This window comes from Sphingomonas sp. DBB INV C78, assembly GCF_042693015.1.
In the GTDB taxonomy this organism is placed as follows: Bacteria; Pseudomonadota; Alphaproteobacteria; order Sphingomonadales; family Sphingomonadaceae; genus Sphingomonas_E.
In genome coordinates this window covers 2,206,725-2,227,700 of record NZ_CP170544.1, presented here as the reverse complement: position 1 = coordinate 2,227,700, position 20,976 = coordinate 2,206,725, and the positions used below count along the sequence as shown (strand labels likewise).

The 20,976-nt window shown below is 63.7% G+C and carries 18 protein-coding genes and 1 pseudogene; 12 read left to right on the top strand and 7 right to left on the bottom strand.

Translation table 11 applies throughout. From position 1 onward, the window contains the following. Positions 1–88: 88 nt before the first annotated feature. Complete coding sequence (locus ACFB49_RS10655; protein WP_380879238.1) at positions 89–1,456, top strand: spinster family MFS transporter; 1,368 nt, start codon at positions 89–91, stop codon at positions 1,454–1,456. A gap of 116 nt (positions 1,457–1,572) precedes the next feature. Further along, entirely contained in the window at positions 1,573–1,848 is a 276-nt protein-coding gene (locus ACFB49_RS10650) for an HU family DNA-binding protein (protein ID WP_380879236.1), read from the top strand. Between the two features lie 121 nt (positions 1,849–1,969). Here the strand turns inward: ACFB49_RS10650 and ACFB49_RS10645 are convergent, their stop codons facing one another. The 3 genes from ACFB49_RS10645 to ACFB49_RS10635 form a co-directional block, all read right to left on the bottom strand. After that, the gene (locus ACFB49_RS10645; protein WP_380879929.1) at positions 1,970–2,158 is read right to left on the bottom strand and encodes a helix-turn-helix transcriptional regulator; all 189 of its coding nucleotides are present in this window, start codon (positions 2,156–2,158) and stop codon (positions 1,970–1,972) included. 173 nt (positions 2,159–2,331) lie between these two features. Then, positions 2,332–3,708 (bottom strand): MucR family transcriptional regulator, encoded by a 1,377-nt coding sequence (locus ACFB49_RS10640; RefSeq protein ID WP_380879234.1) that lies wholly within the window; start codon positions 3,706–3,708, stop codon positions 2,332–2,334. A gap of 508 nt (positions 3,709–4,216) precedes the next feature. After that, positions 4,217–4,438, bottom strand: a complete 222-nt coding sequence (locus ACFB49_RS10635; protein ID WP_380879232.1) for a helix-turn-helix transcriptional regulator — start codon at positions 4,436–4,438, stop codon at positions 4,217–4,219. Positions 4,439–4,879: 441 nt separating this feature from the next. On the opposite strand from ACFB49_RS10635, the gene ACFB49_RS10630 reads away from it, so the two are divergent. The 3 genes and pseudogenes from ACFB49_RS10630 (at position 4,880) to ACFB49_RS10620 (ending at position 6,085) form a co-directional block, all read left to right on the top strand. Continuing rightward, entirely contained in the window at positions 4,880–5,137 is a 258-nt protein-coding gene (locus tag ACFB49_RS10630) for a hypothetical protein (protein WP_380879230.1), read from the top strand. Between the two features lie 215 nt (positions 5,138–5,352). Further along, positions 5,353–5,442 (top strand): annotated as a pseudogene (locus ACFB49_RS10625) (MucR family transcriptional regulator); the annotation flags it as partial. A 4-nt stretch (positions 5,443–5,446) separates the two neighbouring features. Next, positions 5,447–6,085 carry a hypothetical protein gene (locus ACFB49_RS10620; RefSeq protein WP_380879228.1) on the top strand — a complete coding sequence of 213 codons (639 nt, stop codon included), beginning with the start codon at positions 5,447–5,449 and terminating at the stop codon, positions 6,083–6,085. A gap of 326 nt (positions 6,086–6,411) precedes the next feature. Here the strand turns inward: ACFB49_RS10620 and ACFB49_RS10615 are convergent, their stop codons facing one another. The 4 genes from ACFB49_RS10615 to ACFB49_RS10600 all read right to left on the bottom strand — a co-directional run bounded on the left by ACFB49_RS10615 (position 6,412) and on the right by ACFB49_RS10600 (position 12,448). Further along, the gene (locus tag ACFB49_RS10615) at positions 6,412–9,633 is read right to left on the bottom strand and encodes an efflux RND transporter permease subunit (protein ID WP_380879226.1); all 3,222 of its coding nucleotides are present in this window, start codon (positions 9,631–9,633) and stop codon (positions 6,412–6,414) included. Positions 9,634–9,635: 2 nt separating this feature from the next. Next, positions 9,636–10,790, bottom strand: coding sequence for an efflux RND transporter periplasmic adaptor subunit (locus ACFB49_RS10610; protein WP_380879224.1), 1,155 nt, complete (start codon positions 10,788–10,790; stop codon positions 9,636–9,638). A 3-nt stretch (positions 10,791–10,793) separates the two neighbouring features. Beyond that, positions 10,794–12,056 carry a TolC family protein gene (locus ACFB49_RS10605; RefSeq protein ID WP_380879222.1) on the bottom strand — a complete coding sequence of 421 codons (1,263 nt, stop codon included), beginning with the start codon at positions 12,054–12,056 and terminating at the stop codon, positions 10,794–10,796. A gap of 62 nt (positions 12,057–12,118) precedes the next feature. Next, on the bottom strand, positions 12,119–12,448 hold the full coding sequence (locus ACFB49_RS10600; protein WP_380879220.1) for a hypothetical protein: 330 nt from the start codon (positions 12,446–12,448) through the stop codon (positions 12,119–12,121). Between the two features lie 209 nt (positions 12,449–12,657). Here ACFB49_RS10600 and ACFB49_RS10595 point away from each other — a divergent pair, with 209 nt between their 5' ends. The 7 genes from ACFB49_RS10595 (at position 12,658) to ACFB49_RS10565 (ending at position 20,974) form a co-directional block, all read left to right on the top strand. Further along, entirely contained in the window at positions 12,658–13,749 is a 1,092-nt protein-coding gene (locus tag ACFB49_RS10595) for a sensor histidine kinase (RefSeq protein ID WP_380879218.1), read from the top strand. A 44-nt stretch (positions 13,750–13,793) separates the two neighbouring features. Continuing rightward, a complete protein-coding gene (locus ACFB49_RS10590) occupies positions 13,794–14,948 on the top strand; it encodes an acyl-CoA dehydrogenase family protein (RefSeq protein WP_380879216.1) in 1,155 nt (384 codons plus the stop codon). Between the two features lie 83 nt (positions 14,949–15,031). After that, complete coding sequence (locus tag ACFB49_RS10585; protein ID WP_380879214.1) at positions 15,032–15,901, top strand: UDP-2,3-diacylglucosamine diphosphatase; 870 nt, start codon at positions 15,032–15,034, stop codon at positions 15,899–15,901. Further along, a complete protein-coding gene (locus tag ACFB49_RS10580; protein WP_380879212.1) occupies positions 15,898–16,920 on the top strand; it encodes a glycosyltransferase family 4 protein in 1,023 nt (340 codons plus the stop codon). The genes ACFB49_RS10585 and ACFB49_RS10580 overlap by 4 nt, the downstream gene beginning before the upstream one ends. A gap of 118 nt (positions 16,921–17,038) precedes the next feature. Continuing rightward, positions 17,039–17,704, top strand: coding sequence for a cell cycle transcriptional regulator TrcR (locus ACFB49_RS10575; RefSeq protein WP_380879927.1), 666 nt, complete (start codon positions 17,039–17,041; stop codon positions 17,702–17,704). Positions 17,705–17,803: 99 nt separating this feature from the next. Then, positions 17,804–19,756, top strand: a complete 1,953-nt coding sequence (locus ACFB49_RS10570; protein WP_380879210.1) for a TonB-dependent receptor — start codon at positions 17,804–17,806, stop codon at positions 19,754–19,756. 159 nt (positions 19,757–19,915) lie between these two features. Next, positions 19,916–20,974, top strand: a complete 1,059-nt coding sequence (locus tag ACFB49_RS10565; protein ID WP_380879208.1) for an efflux RND transporter periplasmic adaptor subunit — start codon at positions 19,916–19,918, stop codon at positions 20,972–20,974. Positions 20,975–20,976: the final 2 nt, after the last annotated feature.

Below are 20,976 nucleotides of genomic sequence, written 5' to 3'. Positions count from 1 at the left end.
AGGCGACACCATTGTGAGTGATTACTAACTAAATATTGACCTTCGCCGCTTCTCGCTTATCCCTTTCGAAAGGCGAGGAGAGAAGAGAATGGCGAGGCAAGCTGGTGACGCCGCGATCACCGCATCGCGCGGTTACGCGTTATTTGTGTTGGGGTTGCTGCTCCTCGCCAACACGCTGAGCTATGCCGACCGCCACCTGTTCTCCGTGCTGATCCCCGCCATCAAGGCGGAATTCGGGGCAAGCGACGCGATGATGGGCCTGATCGGCGGACCCGCCTTCATCCTGAGCTATGTACTGTTTTCGATGCCGCTCGCGAAAATCGCGGACCGCCGATCGCGACGGGGCGTGCTCGCTGGTGCGATCACCTTGTGGAGCCTCGCGACGGCGCTTTGCGGATCCGCGCTCGGGTCGGCGCAACTCGCGGTCGCCCGCTTGATGGTGGGTGTCGGCGAAGCAGGAGGAATGCCGCCGTCTCAGGCGATGATCGCGGACTTGTTCGACAGCCGGCGCCGTTCGAGCGCGCTGGGCGTGCTCGCCTCGAGCACCTATTTCGGTATCGTCCTCGGACTGACCGGTGGCGCGGCGCTCGCGAGCCTGTGGGGCTGGCGATGGGCCTTTCTCGCGCTGGCCTTGCCCGGGCTTCCCCTGGCGCTTTTGATCTGGCGAACCGCGCCCCGCAACGCCGGACAAAGCGTAGAGGCGGAGGCGCAAGGGATCTCCTTGATCGCTGCTGCGCGCTCATTCTGGTCGATACCGTCGTTTCGGCTGCTAGCGCTCGGCGTCGGCACCTTCAACATTTTCGGCTATGCGGGCGCGATCTGGCTGCCGACCTATTTCATGCGCTCGCATGGCATGTCGGTGGTCGAGGCGGGATCCTGGCTCGGCCTGGGAGCCGTGGCCGGCGGTGTGGCCGGCAGCCTCGCCAGTGGTCTTGTCGTCGATGCCTTGCGGGTCCGCGATGAACGTTGGCAGCTTCGCATTCCGGCCCTTGGCTTCTTTCTTTCCTTCCCCCTCTTCGTGCTCATGATGATCGTGCCCGGTGGAGCAGCTTTCCAATTTGGCGGTTTGGTCGTGCCTCAGGTCGCAATGATCTCGCTTGCGACAAGTTTTCTGACGTCGCTATGGGCCGGGCCTGCCTTCGGCGCGGCAGCGCGGCTTATCGCGCCCGAGCATCGGGCCCAGGCTTCAGCCATGCTCGTCGTCGTCATCAACATATTGGGAAGCGCGGTTGGCCCCATGGCGGCCGGACTGGTCAGCGATGCGCTGTCACGCGCATTCGGGAATGAGGCATTGCGCTACAGCCTTTTGTCGCTGAGCCTGCTCACCCTGGCCGGCGGGGCGCTGTTCTGGAGGGCGGCGACCTATTACGCGCGAGACCTCCCCGGAAGCGATCGCGGTGCGGCCGATTTTCGCACATCGCTGCGCGGGCAGGAGCAGCGGAGAGGGTCACACTAGAAATTCTCCGGTGAAACGCCGGTGGTTGTGGAGCGAGGCGGCAATCGCGCTATCGGCTGGACGGAAGCGGCGCTGGCGGATTAGCTCGTGGTTTCCAATGTGGAGGAACGATCTCAATGAACAATACTGAACTCGCCGAGCAGATCGCTTCGGTTCAAGGCCTGACCAAGGCCGATGGGCGCAAGATCGTCGACGCGGTCTTTGCTGCTGTGGCCGACGCCGTCGCCGCGGGCCAGGAAGTATCCATCAACGGCTTTGGCAAGTTCAAGGTCAAGGACGCGCCTGCACGCGAAGGCCGTAATCCTTCGACCGGCGCCACGATCCAGATCGCAGCTTCCAAGAAGCTTACGTTCACGCCGGCTAAGGCGGTGAAGGATAAGCTCAACGGATGATTCATACCCCTCCACGGACTCGTGGAGGGGTATCCAAGTTCGCGCTGATTGTCCTTGTGGCCGCTGCGTGGCCGGTCATTCGATTGACGCACGTCAGCTCCCGATCGGATTGCGGACTACGCTAAACTTTGCGTCGCTCGCCCTCGAATCCATCTTTCACGTCCGAGATCCACGCAATCACTTCAAGATTGCTCCAGCGCGAGGCAAATGGTGAGATCTTATGCGGTGCGGGGAATCGCCCCTCATTGATCAAGACATCGATACTCGATTTGCCAAGGCCGACTCGGTTGCGAACCTCTGGAAAGCGGATCAGCCGATCCGTGCAGGCGTTCGCTTTTCCCTAAGTACGGGGGCACCTATTCTGTGGGGAGCGCCTCTGAGGCTTTAGTAACGCTCTTAGAGGTGACGTGCCGGGCGCAAGGAGGCGCCACCGCGCGAGAACTGACACACGCAAGCGCGCGAATTCGCTCGTACGAGCCTCGGTCAGCTCGCCGATGCTTTGTCTTTGCGCGCACCATGGCGAAGCGACAAGCTGGCTCGGCGCTTTGCCGCGGCAACTGGCGCGGAAATGCTTTCCGCCTTAGCGGCCGCCATCGGCTGCGGTGCGGGCGGTGACGCTGCGACGGCGGGTTCGGAAGACGGTGTCGCTGGCGTTTTGTCGGGCTTTGGCGCGGCAGCCCTGGCAGGTTTTGGCGCAGGAGCTTTAGGCGGTTTCGCGGTAGCGGAAGTCGATCCCGCCGGTTTTGAGACCGGCCACGAACGGGACGCCAATGGCTTGGCGGCGGCCTTCGCGACTTTCGCGGCCTTCTTGCCGGCCGGAGCGGGGGCGAGTCCCGACACGGACGGAGCTTCAGAGGCAGTCGCGGCGGCTCCTGTGCCGGTCGCCTTCGCGGAAGGCCTGACCTTTTCCTTGGACGCGGCCGCTGGCCGTTCCCTAGACGCGCTATCGGTCGGATCCTTCACCTTTCGGGCGGCCTTGATCGCAACCTTCGCAGGGACAGCAGGCGCGGCGACCGCTGGTGCGGACGCCGCCGTGCTTTCCGCCGCAGCACGGACACCCCTGGTCTTCGCCTGCGGCCCGGGCACTGCCTTGGCCTTGGCGACGGGCTGTGGTGCGGGGGACGGAGGAGGTGCGAAGGCGGATTTAGCTGCAGCCCTTGCCTTTGCAGCCGATGGCTTTGCGGCCGGTGTTCTCGTGGGCTTGGCGGAAGGAGCCGGCGCTACCATGTCGGTCGCTGTGGCTGCGGACGGCGATGCGGCGGCAGCGGCTTTTAGCTTCGAAGCTAGCACCTTCGGTCCGGCTGCGGCAGGCTTTGCCCCGCCGGCGGCTCCCTTTCCCTTGGCAGTCGGGTTAGTTGTAGCTTGCGCTTTGGCCTCCGCCTTTGCGGCAGGCTTGGGTGAAGCGGCCGCGCCGACCGCAAGCGACGTATTGGTCGCCTCGCCACGCTTGCGGCCGAGGCCGATCGCTTGCGCGATCTTGCGGCGCTCTTCGGCGAACTTTGCAGCGACCATCGGATAGTCGGCCTTGAGATTGTAGCGTTCGCGATATTGAGCGGGAGTCAGGCCATGCTTGGTCAGATGGCGCTTCAAAGTCTTGAGCTTAGATCCGTCGATCAGGCTAACGATATGATCGTGCTTTACTGAAGAACGGATCGGTACCGCCGGAACATGTTCGACGACAGCTTCGACGACGTCTTTGACCGCATTACCAATGCCGGAGATGGTGTCGTGGAGCTTCTGAAGGAATGCCGGAACTTCGTCGGGCATCACCTTCGAGTTGGGATTGTTGAGCCAGGCAATGGTGATCTCGGTGGCGATCTCGAGAGGATTGCGCTTATCCTGACCCGAATGTTCGGACATCACTGAAACTCCACTTGCGACATTGGGATCGCGCTATACCTCACAAGTCTTCGGGTCAAATCGACAACCAGCAAAGGCAACAATATGCCGCGCTTCGCAAGCTTTCGAATTGCGAAGCGGGGCTAGAGAATCTGATCGGGAGACACGTTGTGTCGCGGCGTCTGGTGCCAACACATTCTCGGAGGGATTGCCCGCACCGACCGTGTTGATTGGTCGATCGGAAAGCCCCCTGGAGAAAGGACGCCTCTCCCTTGCAATTTTGTACCGACAGAAATTTCAATTTCGTCTGTACCATGCTCCGACGGTTGGTTGGGCTGATCCGATCGATCGATCGCTCGAAGAAATTGCCAAGTTTATGTGATGCCGCGGGGGCGACGCGGAGTACAAACTCGAAAACCTCGGGTTTCTGAGGTTTGCTGGGGGTTCCCCGAAGGTGCCGGGTCACTCGACAGTCACACCTTCCACCAATCTCCCTGAACGTCGGTAGGGTCAGGTCCGGATCAACGGACTATTCTTCCTCGACTGCGTCAAATGAAAGTGGCGAGGCGACAAAATCCTCTATGTCGCTCTGGTACCAAGCAACCATGCGAGGCCCGAGCCTCACTTTTTTGGGAAACGTACCCTCCGATTCGCGCCGATAGATTGTAGCGACGGAAAGGCCGGTGCGGGCTTGTACGGCCTTGATTCGAATCAGACTGTCCCTGCGCCGATCCCTCTGTGTTTCTTCCATTGGGGCCCCTTTTCAAAATGCCGCCGGCTTGCTTGGCCCCTCAATGTGCTGGAGCCTTCCGATGGTGGTCCTAGAGATCTAACGAATGAGAGGTGATCTTCCCCTAGACCGACAGGTACTTCGTCTACTGCGTTCCCCCATGAAGTCTGGGGCTAATGGCAAGCCAAGCCAGATATGCGGTGGGAACGCCTGGCTTTAGGAACGGCTTTAGGATTGGTTGTCATAGAAAAATAATATTCACGATATTACAATAGGATACCGAGGCCATTCGAATCCCTCCGTCTCCGCCAGACGCCCCTCCGCAGAGGGTCGCAACAGTCCATCGAAATTGACATTTTCTCCTGAAAACCAAGGCTTTGCGAGCCGGAACCGTCCGTAGTCTTCCGCACGCCCTCAAACCCGTTTCGAGGGCAACGTGGTCCGATCGCGTGGAGCTGGACCATGCTGACCGATGCAAAAGTGCGTGGCGCCAAGCCTCGCCCGAAGCCCTACAAGCTCACCGACTGCTTCCGCCTCTATCTGAAAGCGCCGAACCGGTCGTCCCTGCAAGGCTTCGCGCAGAGACTACGAAGTACGGCCGCAGAGCGCGATCGGCAACGAGCCGCCGATATCGTTGCTCAGCGCGCCAGTGGCACATGGCCCGGCCTGATGTCGAAAAGCTGGATCAACCCCAGCCCGATGGTTCAGCATCGAGAGTAACTCAACTTAGAGAGAAACTCTAGTTGAAACCCTGAAAATCGACAAAGCAGAAAGTATTATTACTTCGCATCATGGACAGTTTTGATATGAATGATATCTTATCGATGCCAATTTACCGGGATATGGGTCCGAACGGCAATTTTTCTGATCGTTGAACGAAGGCGGCGTTTGCCCTATATTTATAAGGTCCGTGTCGGGACCAAAGAGGAAAATTTATGTCTGACGAAAATATAGAAGCGCTCATCGCTCTTACCGCTGACATCGTGTCGGCACATGTCGCTAACAATTCGGTCGCTGTGAACGATCATCGTGCCGGCGACCGCGGAGAGCTTCTATTACGTCCGGCATTATGACCCAGACGTGGTCCAGGACGTCTGGGGCCGGGTGCAGAAGGCGGCTGAAGGCGCGGCACTGGCGACGGGAACCACGGTGTCGGTCGAGATCATCGGCGGCAGCTATGGCACGCTTCCCAACGACGTGCTCGGTCGGATCGTCGAGGGAAATCTGCGCCGGGTCGGCGGCTATCGTTACACGGACGCCGAAGCGACATATGCCAAGGCCATCAGTGCGTCCTTGCCCGGTGAGCTCTCCGAGCCAGACCCGAGCCGGATCGAAGCCTATGATCTTGGCAAGAAGAGTTCGGCCTCGTCCGATGTGGGCGACATCAGCTGGGTCGTGCCGACCAGCAGTCTCAGCGCTGCGACATGGGTCGGCGGAACACCGCCGCACAGCTGGCAGGCGGCTTCGGCGAGCGGGACGAGCATTGGCGTGAAGGGCGCGGTCGTTGCCGCCAAGACGCTCGCACTGAGCGGTGCCGAGCTGTTTCGCAATCCGGATGAGATTGCGGCGGCGAAGGCCGAGTTCCAGAAGGCGAGGGGCGCAGACTTCGTCTACCGGCCGCTGCTGGGGGATCGGGCGCCGGCACTCGATTATACAGGCAAGCCTTAAGGCAATCGCGGACGGCTCGCGGTTGATCAGAACCGCGAGCCTGAGACCAGATCCAAGAACCAAAGCAGGCGTCCTCGCCCCCGTGCCTCTCAGCCGGCCTCACCGCCAGCGTCATAGTCGACGCTGCGGCGTTCGTGCTCTTCTGATGCGAGCTCGACGCGCTCTTGGTCGCCCAATTCTTTCTGACGGGATTGCTCCGCAACAAGAGCCCGCGGGCCCATGGCTCGCAGCTTTTCGCGATAGGCTGCTTTCTCCGACTGTATCATCGCATCACCCCTCCGGCGTCGTGGGCTGGCAGCCTTTCCAATGTCGGCGCCGCATCGTGATTATTCAACATGTGAGCAATGCTCGCGCTGGTGCCCCGCATCAGCCACGCTCGTCTCCCGACGGCCATAGCGGGCATAGAGCGTGGGCAGCACGAACAGCGTCAGCAGGGTTGCAGAGACCAGCCCGCCGATCACCACCGTCGCAAGCGGCTTCTGGACTTCCGCGCCCGATCCGGTGGAGATCGCCATCGGAACGAAGCCGAGGCTCGCGACGAGCGCCGTCATGACGACCGGTCGCAGGCGTGTCATTGCCCCTTCGTGGGCGGCACTTGCCCGATCGATCCCTCGCGCCATCAGATCCTGGATTGAGGTGACCATGACGAGGCCGTTGAGGACTGCGATGCCCGACAGGGCAATGAACCCCACCGCCGCCGAGATCGAGAAGGGCATGCCGCGGAGGAACAGCGCCATCACCCCGCCGACAAGCGCAAGCGGAACACCGGTAAACACGATCGCGGCATCGCGCACGCTTCCAAGGGCTCCATAGAGGAGCAGCAGGATCAGGGCGAAGCAAGCGGGCACGACAAGCATCAGCCGTTCGCTGGCCGAACGGAGATTCTCGAACTGCCCGCCCCAATCGAGATATTGTCCGGCAGGCAGCCGGACCTCCCGTTCGATCGCGGCTCGGGCATCGGCCACGACGCCTGCCACATCCCGGCCACGCACATTGGCCTGCACCACGACCCGGCGCTTGCCATTTTCGCGGCTGATCTGGTTGGGGCCGTCGGTGACGCCGATTTCGGCGATGCTGGCCAAAGGCACGAACCCGCCGTTTGGCAGTGGCACCGGCACTTGCCCCAGCGTTTCGAGATCGGCGCGCGCCGAGTCCGCGAGACGGATGGTGATGGCGAAGCGCCGGTCGCCTTCGAAGATCAACCCCGCATCTCGGCCGCCGATGGCTGCGGAGATGGTTTCCTGGATGGTCTGGGCGGTGATGCCCAGCCGCGCCATGATGTCGCGACGGGGCCTTATATCGAGCATCGGCAGGCCCTCGGTCTGCTCGACGCGAACGTCGGCGGCGCCGCGCGTCTGGCGGAGGATGGCGGCGATGCGCGTAGCCGTCGCGTTCATGGCATCGGGATCATCCCCGAAAATCTTGACCGCGATGTCGCCGCGCACGCCCGCGATCAACTCGTTGAAGCGCATCTGGATCGGCTGGCTGATCTCGAACACACCGCCCGGCACCTCGCCAAGCGCCTTCTCGACCTTGGCGACCAGTTCGTCCTTGGAAAGATTGCCGTCCGGCCACTCCTTTCTAGGCTTCATGATGATGAAGGTGTCGGAGATGTTCGGCGGCATCGGATCGGACGCGAGTTCGGCCGTGCCCGTCTTCGAGAAGACAAATTGCACTTCCGGTAGGTTGCCGATCTCGCGCTCGATCCGCGATTGCATCGCCTGGCTCTGATCGATCGACGTTCCCGGAATGCGGAGCACCTGTGCAGTCAGATCACCCTCGTCGAGCTGGGGCAGGAATTCCTGCCCCAGAAAGGAGAAAGCGAGGATGGCGGCAAGGAAGGCGCCGACGCCGACGCCCATGGTCATGGTCGGTCGCTTCATCGCGCGGTTGAGCCCGGGTTCATATTTGCGATTGAGCCAGGCGATGATGCGCCCTTCCTTCTCCTCTACCGGCTTCGACAGCCAGATCGCGAGCATTGCGGGGACGAAGGTCAGCGAGAGGACGAACGCCGAAGCGAGCGCGAAGATCACGGTGAGTGCCATCGGCGAGAAGGTCTTGCCCTCGACCCCGGTGAGCGTGAGCATCGGCACATAGACGAGGATGATGATCGCCTGCCCGAACACGGTCGGACGGATCATTTCGCGGGTCGATCGGGAGACGGCAGTCAGGCGCTCGTCGAGCGTGAGGTTGCGGCCGAGATGATGCTGCCGCTCGGATATGCGCCGCAGGGCATTCTCGACGATGATGACGGCGCCATCGACGATCAGGCCGAAATCGAGCGCGCCGAGGCTCATCAGGTTGGCCGAGACGCCCCCGCGCAGCATGCCAAAGCTCGTCATCAGCATGGTGACGGGGATGACCAGCGCCGCGATCAGTGCCGCGCGGAAATTGCCGAGCAACGCGAATAGGACGACGATGACCAGCAGGGCGCCTTCGGTGAGATTCTTCGCAACCGTCCTGATCGTCGAATTGACCAGCGCCGTTCGGTCGAGGACCGGCTGGACGATGACGTCGGTCGGCAGCGATGCGTTGATCTCCTCAAGTCGAGCCGCGACCGCAGAGGCTACCGTCCGGCTATTCTCGCCGATCCGCATGATCGCCGTGCCAACGACGACTTCCTCGCCATTCTCCGACGCCGAGCCGTAACGGATCGCCTGGCCGAGCCGCACCTGCGCCACCTGGTCTAGCCGGATGGGCACGCCTTCGCGCGTCGCGACGACGATTGCGCCAAGCTCGTCGATATTGCGGATGCGCGCGTCGGAACGGACGGCGAGGCCTGCGCCACCGCGATCGACGACACCGGCGCCGATGCCGATATTGTTCGCTTCGATGGCCTGCGCGAGGCTTGTCAGGTCCATGCCGATCGCCGCGAGTCGCTGCACATCGGGAACGACCTGAAACTGTTTCACATAGCCGCCGATCGAATCGACCCCGGCAAGACCGGGTGTGTTCTTGAGGAGTGGCGCGACGATCCAGTCCTGCGCGGTACGCAGATAGGTCGCCTTGTCGGCTTCGCTGACCAGACGATCGCCCTCGGGCGTGATGTAGCTCCCGTCCGGCTGGAGCCCCGGTTCGCCGGGCTTGTGCCGGTCCTCCCTGCGATGCGCGAGGTGGACGGTCCACATATAGACCTCGCCCAGTCCGGTAGCGATCGGCCCCATGGTCGGGACGGCGCCTTCGGGCAGATTCTCCTCGGCGACGCGCAGACGTTCGGCGACCTGCTGACGGGCGAAATAGATGTCGGTGGCATCGCTGAAGACGGCCGTGACCTGGGCAAAGCCGTTGCGGCTGAGCGAACGGGTATATTCGAGGCCCGGAACGCCGGCGAGTGCGGTCTCGATCGGGAAGGCGATCTGTTTCTCGACCAGTTCGGGGGAGAGAGCAGGCGCGCTGATATTCACCTGCACCTGATTGTTGGTGATGTCGGGAACGGCGTCGATCGGCAGGCGGCTGAGCGCCCACCCTCCGATCAGGGCCGCGATCAGCGTGACGAGCAGGACGAACCAGCGCCGCTCGACAGCGAAGGTGACGATGCGGTCGATCATGATCAATGTCCGTGCTCCGTTTCGCCCTTTCCGAGCTCGGCCTTGAGCGTGAAGCTGTTGGTGCCGGCGAGTTGTTCGCCGCCCTTCAGCCCGAAGGTGACGACCACGTTGTCGCCGCTGGGCGCGCCCAGCGTGACGGCCGTGGCCCGGAAGCCATGATCGGTGCGGACGAACACCATCGGCCGTCCCTCGACCGTCTGGACAGCGCTTTCCGGAATGAGGACCGATCCGGCGGTCGACGCCGCACCGTCCAGACGGATCGAAGCGGTTACCGGTTCACCAACCCGCCATTGGCCTGCCCGGTTGTCGACGATCGCGATCACCGTTGCGAGGCGCGTAGCCTGGTCGAGAACCGGGGAGACGAAATCGACACGGGCGACAGATTTCCGGTCTCCTGCGACGACCTCGATTCCCGAGCCCGGCTTCACCTTGCCGGCATCGGCGGGCGAGAGCGCGACGGTTACGGCGACCCGGGAAAGATCGGCTATGCGGAACAGCTCGGCATCCGCCGCAACCGTCTGCCCGAGCGTGACGTTGCGTGAGATGATCTGCCCGGAAAGCGGGGCTGCGATGGCGATGCGGTTGAGCGCGCCGCCGCGGCCGCCCGCGGCTGCTGCCTGCTGCTGCGCGAGACGCAAGGCGATGCGTGCCTCGCTCGCGGTCGTGCGCGCGGCGATCAGATCCTGTTCGGGCGAGACGCGCTCATCGAACAGTCGCTGTTCGCGACGCAGGCTGGCCTCGGCCAGGGTAAGCCGGGCGTGCGCGGCTTCGATCTCCGCGTTCAGCGAGGCCGCTTCGCGACTTTCGATCACGGCCAGCGTCTGGCCGCGTCCGATCGACTGGCCGAGATTGCGGGTGAGAGAGACGACCCTGCCGCCGATCGCGGCCGACACGACCTGCGTTGCTTGCGGGTCTCCCTCGATCGTCGCCGGCATGGTTAGCATGCCGGCGCCGCCTCGGATTGCGTGGATCAGCTCGATCCCAGCCGTGCGAATCTGCTTCGGCGTGACCGCGATATCGCCTTCTGCAGCCGCATGACCGGCTTCATTATCCGTTGCTTCGGCTTCTTCCTTGGATGCAGGGTCGCCACCCGAGCATCCCGCCAGCATAAATGCGGCGAGTGTGAGCGGCAGTGCCGCCTTCAGACAGGTTTTCATCGATCATTCCCCCCGATGGTCAGGCGCGCGTGTGGTGAGCCGCTCGAGCTGCGCCTGGGCGATGTGGTAAGCGAGAAGCGCATCGATCGCGGCCGTCCGGGTCGCGGCCAGCATCCGTTCGGCATCGAGCAGATCGAGCTGGCCGAACTTGCCCTCGCGATAGCCGATGCGGGCGATGCGGGCGGCTTCCTCCGCTGCCCGTAGCGCGGGTCCGCTGGCGGTTGCCGCACTGGTTGCGGCGTTGGCCGCCTCGGTTTGGGCGCGGGCAATCGCCTGATCCACGTCGAACGCAACGACCCGCCTCTGCGCGCTGGCACGTTGCCGCTCGGCCGATGCCTGCGCCACGGCGGCTTGGCCCTGATTGAACAGCGGGATCGGGATCGACAGGCTGAAGAGCGCGGCATTGTCGTTCGTATCCGCGAACCTGCGCGCGCCGGCGCCGAGTGTCAGGTCGGGTGTGCGTTGCGACTGCGCCAGCCGGACGCCGGCATCGGCGATCGAAAGCTCCGCCTCGGCCGCCGCAACGGCCAGCGTACCCGCGCTGTCGATCCGCGGTGATGGATCAATGCCGCGCGGCATGCGCCCGAACCAGCTCGCATCCAGCGCGCCGGCAACCGGCTCGCCGACCAACTGCGCGAGGGTGAAGCGAGAAAGTTCTGCGAGCCGTTCGGCACGCATGGCTTCTGCCTCGGCATTGAGCCGCGCGACGTTGGCGCGCTGCGCCTCGATTGGAGAAGCGCGTCCCGCCTGAACCCGCACCATGGCTGCGCGCAGGGATTCGGCCGCGATGCGCGCCTGATCGATGGCCGTATCAAGCCGGCGTTCCGCCGCGGTCGCTTCGACATAGGCGAGGATGACACGAAGCCGAAGGTCGGCTTGAGCAACGGCGGCCTCGACAGTCGCACGCCCGGTGCGGGCTTTGGCAACTGCAATCCGGGCCGAGCGCTTGCCGCCCAGTTCGATCGGGAGCGTCAGCGACGCGGTTGTCTCGGCGGCGTCCGTCCCGCGATAGGGGCCGGTGCCGGCGACATTCTCCGTTTCCACGGTGACGCTGGGATTGGGACGAAGCCCGGCAATCTGGCGGCCCGCCTGATTGGCGCGGACCTCGGCGGAGGCTGCTTCCAGGGACGGCGAAACGGCGCCTGCCAGTTCCAGAGCCCGTTTCAGCGTGAACGGGGGTGATGCCGGGGTAGACGCCATTGGCTGCGCCTGCGCGATCTGCGCGCAGGGCGATGCGGCCAGCAAAGCCGCGATAATTCGATGCATGATTGGTAAACTCCTGACAATTCAGGCCGGCCGGCGCAGAGGCGCCAGCGAACGGTTGAATGTCAGGCGATCGGGGGACGCAGTGCTGGATCGGCGCCGCTGGCTACCAGTCCAGCCGGCTGATTCGGTGGCAACAGATCGGCCGTCAGAAAGTAAGGTGCCGGTGCCATTGCCTGGGGGGTGGTCGACAGATGATGACCATGGCATCCGCCATGCGCGTGCGGAAGGGATTTGTCGCTATCCCCGTCGTTTTCAAAGAAATCATTGTGCCCGATCGAAATCTCCGACCCACTGCCCGGGCAGGTGATAGGTTCCATTGCATGAGCGATCGAGCCCGCCCCGAGGGTGAGAGCCAGCAGATACATCAGGAACAAGGCAAGGCGCCGCGTCATCGCGCTCCGGTTATCATGCAAGATTGCACTTTGAAATGGCGCTGCCGCGATACCTCCGACATTGCGACTTTCCGCGCGTAACATTGGAAAGTGAGCGCAGGTTGAGGATATAGCAACTGACGTGGGCCGGGGCAGGGGGGCGTCTAGGTGCAGGGAAAACGGGAGGTATGGCGGCGACGTAGGCCCGGCCTGTGGGTTGGCGCGGGAAGATGATGCGCCGGGTCCGCAGCCTGTCGCGCCAGACGATGATCGGGCCGGTACTCGTCGTCTGGACGTTCGGCTATGTGCTTGTCGATATCGTCGCCTTCCTGATCGGCCGTACCGTTCCGGGAGCCAATTTCCTCTCCTCAGTGCCGATTCTGATGCTGGGCGTAGGCCAGACCCTTGCCCTGCAGCGTCTGCGCGAGGCACTGGCGCCAAGGCTGCCTGTGATTCGCTGGCTGGTGCTGGGCATGGGGATCACGCTCGCGACGGCGATCCAGGCCGGCTTCGATCTTTACTGGCTGCGCTGGCTGGCGCTTACTTTTCTTCCCGACTGGCAGGCCTGGGCACTCAACATCAACCTGCAACGGCTGATGACGGTGGGCATCCTCTATCTCTGGACCTTCTGCCTTTCGCTGACCCTGCTCTGGGCGATGCATGTGCGCGGCACGGCCCAGGCGGCGGAACTGCGCGCTGCCTCTGCCGAGACGGCGGCTGCGAAGGCGGAGGCTGCGGCGCTGAGGCTCCAGCTCAATCCGCATTTCATGTTCAACGCGCTCAATTCCATTTCAAGCCTGGTGCTGGTCGACCGGAAGAATGAAGCGGAGGAGATGATCCTGCGATTGTGCGAGTTTCTGCGCGGATCGCTCCACACCGATCCCATGGCGGATGTTCCGCTCGCCCAGGAAATGGATGTGATCCATGCCTATCTCGACATCGAGGCCGCCCGGTTCGGGGACGACCTTGCGATCGAGATTGCGGTCGATCCTGACCTGGCCCAGACACCGGTTCCGAATTTCATCCTGCAGCCGTTGGTGGAGAATGCCATCAAGCATGGCATCGCCAGAAGGCGCCGGCCTTCGACCATCAAGATCGAGGCGCGGGGAGAGCCGGACACGATCCTGCTGTCGGTAACGAATTCGATCCCGGAAACCGGCGCGGACAATCGGCCCTCGGCGCATGGTCGGGCGGGGATCGGCTTGGCCAATATCCGGCAGCGCTTGGTCAATCGCTATGGCGAGCAGGCGCAACTGGATGCGGGGGCGGCGGGGGACAATTATTGCGCCATCATCCGCCTGCCGCTTTTCGCCGCGCACTGAGGAGGACGACGGCGCATTTCGGCAACAAGAGCTGACGGAGGATCATGTCCGACCATCTCGATTCCATCCGCGAGGGCGTGCGCGCCGTCGTCCGCCGCTTCGATGACGATTATTGGCTCGCGCGCGACGAGGACGGCGTCTTTCCGCACGAATTCCACCGCGCGATGGCCGAAGCCGGCTGGCTGGGCATCACCATGCCGGAGGAATATGGCGGCGCGGGGCTCGGCGTTACCGAAGCGGCGGTGATGATCCACGAGGTCGCCGGCCATGGCGGCGCCATGGCAGCCGCCTCTTCGATCCACATCAATCTCTTCGGTCCGCAACCGATGGTCGTCCACGGCACGCCTGAACAGAAGTCGCGCTGGGTGCCGCGGCTGATCGCAGGGGAGGATAAGGTCGCCTTCGGCGTTACCGAGCCCGACGCCGGCCTCAATACGACGCACATCAAGACCTTCGCGCAGAAGGTGGACGGCGGCTATCGCGTCAATGGCCAGAAGGTCTGGACCTCGACCGCCCAGGTGGCGAGCAAGCTGTTGCTCCTCGCCCGCACCACCAAGATCGAGGATTGCGCGCGCCCGACCGATGGCATCACCTTGTTCTTCACCGATCTGGATCGCCGCCGGATCGACGTCCAGCGCATCCCCAAAATGGGCCGCAAGGCGGTCGATTCCAACGCGCTGTTCATCGACGACCTGTTCATCCCGGATCAGGACCGGATCGGCGAGGAAGGGCGGGGCTTCCATTATCTGCTCGATGGTCTCAACCCGGAACGCATCCTGATCGCATCCGAAGCCGTCGCGATCGGCCGCGATGCGCTGCGCCGTGCCACGGCTTATGCGAAGGAACGCGAAGTCTTCGATCGACCGATCGGCCAGAACCAGGGCATCGCCCATCCGCTGGCGGAACGGTGGATGTATCTGGAAAGCGCCTGGCTGATGGCGATGAAGGCGGCCGAACTCTATGACGCGGGCAAGCCCTGCGGGGCGGAGGCCAATAGCGCGAAGTTCCTGGGCGCGCGGGCGGGCCAGGAGGCCTGCTGGCAGGCGATCGCCACCCATGGCGGCATGGGCTATGCCAAGGAATATCATGTCGAACGCCTCTATCGTGAGGTCGCGATCACCCGCATCGCCCCGATCACCGAGCAGATGATCCTCAACTTCATCGCCGAAAAGGTCCTGGAGTTGCCGAGGAGCTATTGAGACCTTGCTGTTCTCGCGATGTTCGAACTGTAACAAAGTTTCGCGATACGCTCTGGGCGAGCCCAATCGAGAAGGGATCGTTCGTGGACGCCATCGCCCGCATCGCCGCCGTTGCCGATCTCGCCGAATATCGCGAACCCGTCTTTGCCCATCCGGAGCGCGAGGGGGACAGGCGGCGCTTCCGCACGATCTGGGTGTCCGATGTTCATCTCGGCACGCGCGGCTGCAATGCCGACATGCTGATCGACTTCCTCGACCATACCGACAGCGAGACCATGTATCTGGTCGGCGACATCATTGATGGGTGGCGGCTGCGGCGGAAATGGTATTGGCCGGCCAAGCATAACGATATCGTCTGGCGGGTGATGAAGCGCGCCAAGCGCGGCACCCGCGTCGTTTATATCCCCGGCAACCATGACGAGATGTTCCGCCAGTTCACCGGCATGACCTTCGGCGACATCGAGATCCGTCGGAAGGCAGTCCACACCACCGCAGACGGTCGCAAGCTGCTGGTGCTGCACGGTGACGAGTTCGACACGATCATGCTCGCCCATCGCTGGCTCGCCTTCTTGGGTGACGCGGCCTACGGGCTGCTGATGCGACTGAACGTGGTGGTGAACGCGGTGCGCACCCGGCTCGACCTCCCTTATTGGTCGCTCAGCAAGCACGCCAAGCACAAGGTGAAGAACGCGGTCGAGTTCATCTCCCGCTTCGAGCATGTCGTCGCGCACGAGGCGCAGGTGCGGCAGGTGGATGGCGTCGTTTGCGGCCACATCCACAATGCCGAGATGCGCGAGATCGGTGGCATCCAATATTATAATGACGGCGATTGGGTGGAAGGCTGCACCGCTCTGGTCGAGCATTTCGACGGGCGGATGGAGATACTCCACTGGGCCGAGGACATCGCGGCACGCGGGACAGATGCGCCGGTGCCCGAAAGGATCGCGGCGTGAGGATCGTCATCGTCACCGATGCCTGGGCCCCGCAGGTCAACGGCGTCGTCCGCACCCTGCAGTCGGTGGGCGCGGAGATGGAGGCGATGGGGCATGAGATCGCTTTCGTCTCGCCCGACATGTTCCCGTCCATGCCTTGCCCGACCTATCCGGAGATCCGCCTGGCCTTCGCGCTGGCTGTGCAGGTGGGCCGGAAGATTGCAGGCCATGCGCCCGATGCGGTGCATATCGCCACCGAAGGGCCCTTGGGTCTCGCCGCGCGGCGTTGGTGTCTGCGGCACGGCATCGCCTTCACCACCGCCTACCACACCCAGTTCCCCGATTATGTCGCGCGGCGGACGGGCGTGCCGGCGGAGTGGATCTGGCGTTATATCCGCTGGTTTCATGCGCCGTCGGCCGCGGTGCTGGCATCGACGGTGACGGTGCGCCGGACGCTGGAGGCGCATGGCGTCGCCAATGTCCGCCCATGGGGTCGGGGAGTGGACCTTGCATTGTTCCGGCCCGATGCGCCGCCGCACCCTGCCTTCGCCGGCCTGCCGCGCCCGATCCAGCTCTATGTCGGCCGCGTCGCCGTGGAAAAGAATGTCGAGGCTTTCCTCGCCGTCGATCGGCCAGGGACCAAGGTGGTGGTCGGCGATGGGCCGCTGCTCCCGACGTTGAAGCGCCAGCATCCCGCCATATTGTTCCTCGGGCCGCTGTCGGGCGAAGCGCTCGCCGGCGCTTATGCCGGGGCCGACGTATTCGTCTTCCCCAGCCGCACCGATACGTTCGGGCTGGTGATGATCGAGGCGCTGGCCTCAGGCACGCCGGTCGCGGCCTATCCGGTGATCGGCCCAGTCGACGTGCTCGACAGCCGATCAGGTGCGATGGCGGAGGAACTGGATGCCGCGATCGGCGCGGCCCTGCTGCTCGATCGGGCCGGGGCGGCCGCCCACGGGCGCAGCTTCGGCTGGCGCGAGAGTGCGGAGCAGTTCCTGGCCGCATTGGTTCCTGCCGGATGGGCCGCCGAGGCCGCCTGAATCCCATTCTTCTTGCCCTCGGGCGTGGCTGGCATTACATCGGCCGGGAAGGCACCGGCCGCTCCGTGAGGGGCGGCCCTATTTATTTCTGGAGGATGTTCCCGTGGCTCAGCCGCTTATGCCCCATGCGACCGCATCCTGGCTGGTCGATAATACGGCGCTCAGTTTTGAGCAGATCGCCGCGTTCTGCGGGCTCCACATTCTCGAGATTCAGGCCATCGCCGACGACATGGCGGCGACCAAGCTGACTGGCCGCGATCCCGTCCGCGCCGGCGAACTGACGATGGGCGAGATCGAGAAGGGCCAGGCCAACCCCGATTATCGCCTTGTCATGCTGAAGGGCCCTGAACAGGTCCGCCGCACAAAGGGTCCGCGCTACACGCCGGTTTCCAAGCGGCAGGACAAGCCGGATGGCATCGCTTGGATCATCCGCAACCATCCGGAAGTGTCCGACGGCCAGATCAGCAAGCTGATCGGCACGACGCGCACCACGATCGCCGCGATCCGCGATCGCACGCATTGGAACATTGCCAACATCACCCCCAAGGACCCGGTGACGCTGGGCCTGTGCGCGCAGCGCGAGTTGGACGCGATCGTCGTCAAGGCGGCGAAGGCCGCGGGCATCGAAGCGCCGGTCGACAATCGTCTGGAAGGCGATCGCGAGGCGCTGATCGACGAGCTGCGCGCGCAGCGTGAGGCCGCGGCCCGCGCGGCGGATGCCGAGCTTGACGTCGAAGCCAATCATGGTCTCGGTGCGGGCTTCGTCGATCCCTTCAAGAAGTAAGGCTTTTCGCGTGCCGCCCGGCGGGTGGCACGCGGTTCCAACGTCTGTCGAACGCCATTGGCCGTTTGTCGAACAACGGCGTTATCGCGAAGCGATGACATGGCAGCAGGCGCGATGCTCCAGACGTCCTTTCGCGCGCTTCCCTTTGTTGCCCTGACCTTCCTTCTGCCCGCCGAGGAAACGCGCGCCCAGCGCACCGAGGACAACGCCGTCGTCGCGGCCGAAGATGCGTTCGGCACCAGCATCGGCAATGAGCAGCTTGGCCTTTACGGCCCCAACAATGTCCGCGGCTTCAGCCCGGTCGATGCCGGCAATGTCCGCATCGAAGGGCTATATTTCGATCAGCAGGCCAACCTTACCGATCGGCTGATCGAAGGATCGACGGTGCGTGTCGGCTTGACGGCGCAGGGCTATCCCTTCCCCGCGCCGACCGGCATCGCCGATTATCGGCTGCGCAAGGCCGGTGGCGAGGCGGTGACGAGTATCCTGGCCACGGCTGGCCCCTATGAGACGATCTCGATGGAAGTCGACACAAAGCTGCCGATCGATGGCGAGCGCTTCGGCGTTGCCGGCGGCTTCGGTATCTATCGTGAGACCACCCATTATGGCGCGACGCCGAATTACGAGAATTTCGCGATCATCCCGACCTGGCGGCCTGCGCCCGGCGTCGACATCACCGCTTTCTTCAGTCAGCTCAATTTCTCTGACGAGGAGCCGGAAACCCTGGTCTTCACTGCGGGCGATTATCTGCCGCCGCGGGTCGATCGGCTTGATTATACGGGCCAGCCTTGGGCGGAAACCAAGGGGCATAACCGCAATTACGGCCTGATCGCCAAAGCACCACTGGCGGGCTTTGATCTGCAGGCATCACTGGTGCGCTCCGAACGTCAGCTCGATATGGCCTTTGCCGACCTGCTGTTCGGCGTCGACCAGGATGGCAATGCGGCCAATCGCGTCATCATTGCCGACGCGGATAACAGCTATCGCTCAACATCGGGTGAGATCCGTGTCTCTCGGACCTTCATGGAAGGCGACCGGCGCCATACCGTCCACCTGATGGCCCGCGGGCGCGATCAGCGGCGCCGCTATGGCGGCGAAGATGTCATCTCGCTCGGGCCGACACGCTATGCCGAAAAGGATTATCGGCCGAAACCGACCTTCAACTTCGGGCCTGATACGCGCGACGAGGTGAAGCAGGCCACCTGGGGCGCTGGCTATGAAGGCCGCTGGCGCGATGTCGGCGAAATCGGCGTCGGCCTGCAGAAGACCGATTATCGCAAAACGATCGAGGATCCGAGCGGCCCGCTGCCGGAATCGCGGGACAAACCCTGGCTCTGGTCGGTGACGGCTGCGGCCTATCTCTCGAAGTCGATCGCGCTCTACGGTGGCTATGTGCGCGGCCTGGAGGAAAGCCCGGTCGCGCCCGACAACGCGATCAACCGCAACCAGGCCCCGCCGGCGATCCGCACGCGCCAGGCCGATGCGGGCGTGCGTGTCGCGATCACGCCTAATCTGAAGGCGGTGGCCGGCGTCTTCGAAGTCGTGAAGCCTTATTACAACGTCGATACCGCCTCGCGTTTTCGCGAATTGGGCGAACTGCGCCACCGCGGCGTGGAGCTGTCATTGGCGGGCGAGGTCGCCAAGGGCCTCAACATCGTCGCCGGCACCATCTTCCTCGACGCGAAGATCAGCGGTGAGGAGGTCGAGGCCGGCCTGATCCGCAATCGCCCGGCGGGCGCGATCGAGCGCAACAGCCTGCTCAGCGTCGACTGGCGGCCGGGCGCGACCGGGCCATGGTCGTTCGACGCCGTGTTCGAAAGCGTCGGCGATCGGATCGCCAGTTCAGCGCCAGACAGCGACCTTGTGGTGCCGCCGCGTACCGCCCTGGCGCTCGGCACCCGCTATCGTTTCCCGATCGGCAAGTCGCCGGCAGTGTTGCGCGCGCAGCTTGGTAATATTCTCAACACCTTCGGCTACGGCGTGGGCAATAGTGGATTTTTCGTCTACAATCTGCCACGCCGCTTCCTGCTCAGCCTCACCGCCGATCTGTGAAGGTGGTGAATCTGCGCGCGTATCAAAAGTGAAATATTTCATGCCCATGCCCGTGGCATAAGGCGGATCGGCAACGTCTTTGGGGTGACGTTTGTTCGGTCTGTGTCGCAGGCGCTGTGGCGTTGTAACAATCGATTAGCGAGATTTAGTCTGACCCCGATGCGTAATATCCTGATCTCCGCCCTTTTTCTGGCGCTGGTCGCCTGTGGTTCGGGCGATAAGCAGGGTGGCGCCCGCCAGGCGCCGCTCGTATCCGCCGCCACCGTTGCTCCCGAACGCTTCGTGAACCGTATCGAGGCGGTGGGCACGGCCCGCGCCAACGAGCAGGTGACGCTATCGGCGCCGGTGACGCAGCGGATCGAACGCATAAATTTCACCGACGGCGGTTTCGTGTCGCGGGGCCAGGTGATCGCTGTGCTCGCACAGGGGCAGCAGAACGCCCAGCTTGCTGATGCCCGCGCTCGGGCGCGTGAGGCGGAGCAGCAGCTTACCCGCCTGTCGCAGCTCAAGGATCGCGGCTTCGCCACCAATGCCAGCGTTGACTCGCAGGTCGCAGCTGCCGCCTCGGCCCGCGCGCAGGCGGCGGAGGCGATGGCGTCGATCGGCGACCGCATCATCCGCGCGCCTTTCTCCGGCTACGCATCACTCCGTACCGTTTCAGCCGGCGCCGTGGTGCAGGCCGGAACGGAGATCGCGACGATCAGCGACATTTCACAGATCAAGCTGGACTTCGCCGTTCCCGAAACCATGCTGTCTGCCATCGCCGTCGGTCAGCCGATCGCGGCGCGGGCGGCGGCCTTTCCCGATGAGCCCTTCCGCGGCACCATCGCCACCATCGATCCGGTTGTCGATCCGGCCACGCGATCGGTGATGGTGCGCGCCATACTCCCAAACCGCGATCTCGCCCTCAAGCCCGGGATGCTGCTCTCCGTCGCGATCGAAGCGCAGGCGCGCACCACGGCGGCGGTTCCCGAACTCGCGGTTGTCGGGCAGGGAGCGGATCGCTTCGTCTTCCTGATCGGCGACGATAATGTGGTGAAGCGCGTGCCGGTGAAGGTCGGCATTCGCGATCATGGCATGATCGAGATCGTCGACGGGCTGAAGCTCGGCCAGAAGATCGTCGGCGAAGGTGTGGTGAAGGTGGCGGACGGATCGAAGGTCCGCACCGCCGGTCCTGAAAATGCCAAGCCCACGCAGCAGGCTGCGGCGGGGAAATAAGC

Coding starts and splice junctions, on each gene's coding strand:
- ACFB49_RS10600 (WP_380879220.1), bottom strand. CDS start 12,448: ATGACGCGGCGCCTTGCCTTGTTCCTGATGTATCTGCTGGCTCTCACC.
- ACFB49_RS10605 (WP_380879222.1), bottom strand. CDS start 12,056: ATGCATCGAATTATCGCGGCTTTGCTGGCCGCATCGCCCTGCGCGCAG.
- ACFB49_RS10615 (WP_380879226.1), bottom strand. CDS start 9,633: ATGATCGACCGCATCGTCACCTTCGCTGTCGAGCGGCGCTGGTTCGTC.
- ACFB49_RS10650 (WP_380879236.1), top strand. CDS start 1,573: ATGAACAATACTGAACTCGCCGAGCAGATCGCTTCGGTTCAAGGCCTG.
- ACFB49_RS10635 (WP_380879232.1), bottom strand. CDS start 4,438: ATGGAAGAAACACAGAGGGATCGGCGCAGGGACAGTCTGATTCGAATC.
- ACFB49_RS10610 (WP_380879224.1), bottom strand. CDS start 10,790: ATGAAAACCTGTCTGAAGGCGGCACTGCCGCTCACACTCGCCGCATTT.
- ACFB49_RS10655 (WP_380879238.1), top strand. CDS start 89: ATGGCGAGGCAAGCTGGTGACGCCGCGATCACCGCATCGCGCGGTTAC.
- ACFB49_RS10640 (WP_380879234.1), bottom strand. CDS start 3,708: ATGTCCGAACATTCGGGTCAGGATAAGCGCAATCCTCTCGAGATCGCC.
- ACFB49_RS10570 (WP_380879210.1), top strand. CDS start 17,804: ATGGCAGCAGGCGCGATGCTCCAGACGTCCTTTCGCGCGCTTCCCTTT.
- ACFB49_RS10630 (WP_380879230.1), top strand. CDS start 4,880: ATGCTGACCGATGCAAAAGTGCGTGGCGCCAAGCCTCGCCCGAAGCCC.
- ACFB49_RS10565 (WP_380879208.1), top strand. CDS start 19,916: ATGCGTAATATCCTGATCTCCGCCCTTTTTCTGGCGCTGGTCGCCTGT.
- ACFB49_RS10575 (WP_380879927.1), top strand. CDS start 17,039: ATGCCCCATGCGACCGCATCCTGGCTGGTCGATAATACGGCGCTCAGT.
- ACFB49_RS10595 (WP_380879218.1), top strand. CDS start 12,658: ATGATGCGCCGGGTCCGCAGCCTGTCGCGCCAGACGATGATCGGGCCG.
- ACFB49_RS10590 (WP_380879216.1), top strand. CDS start 13,794: ATGTCCGACCATCTCGATTCCATCCGCGAGGGCGTGCGCGCCGTCGTC.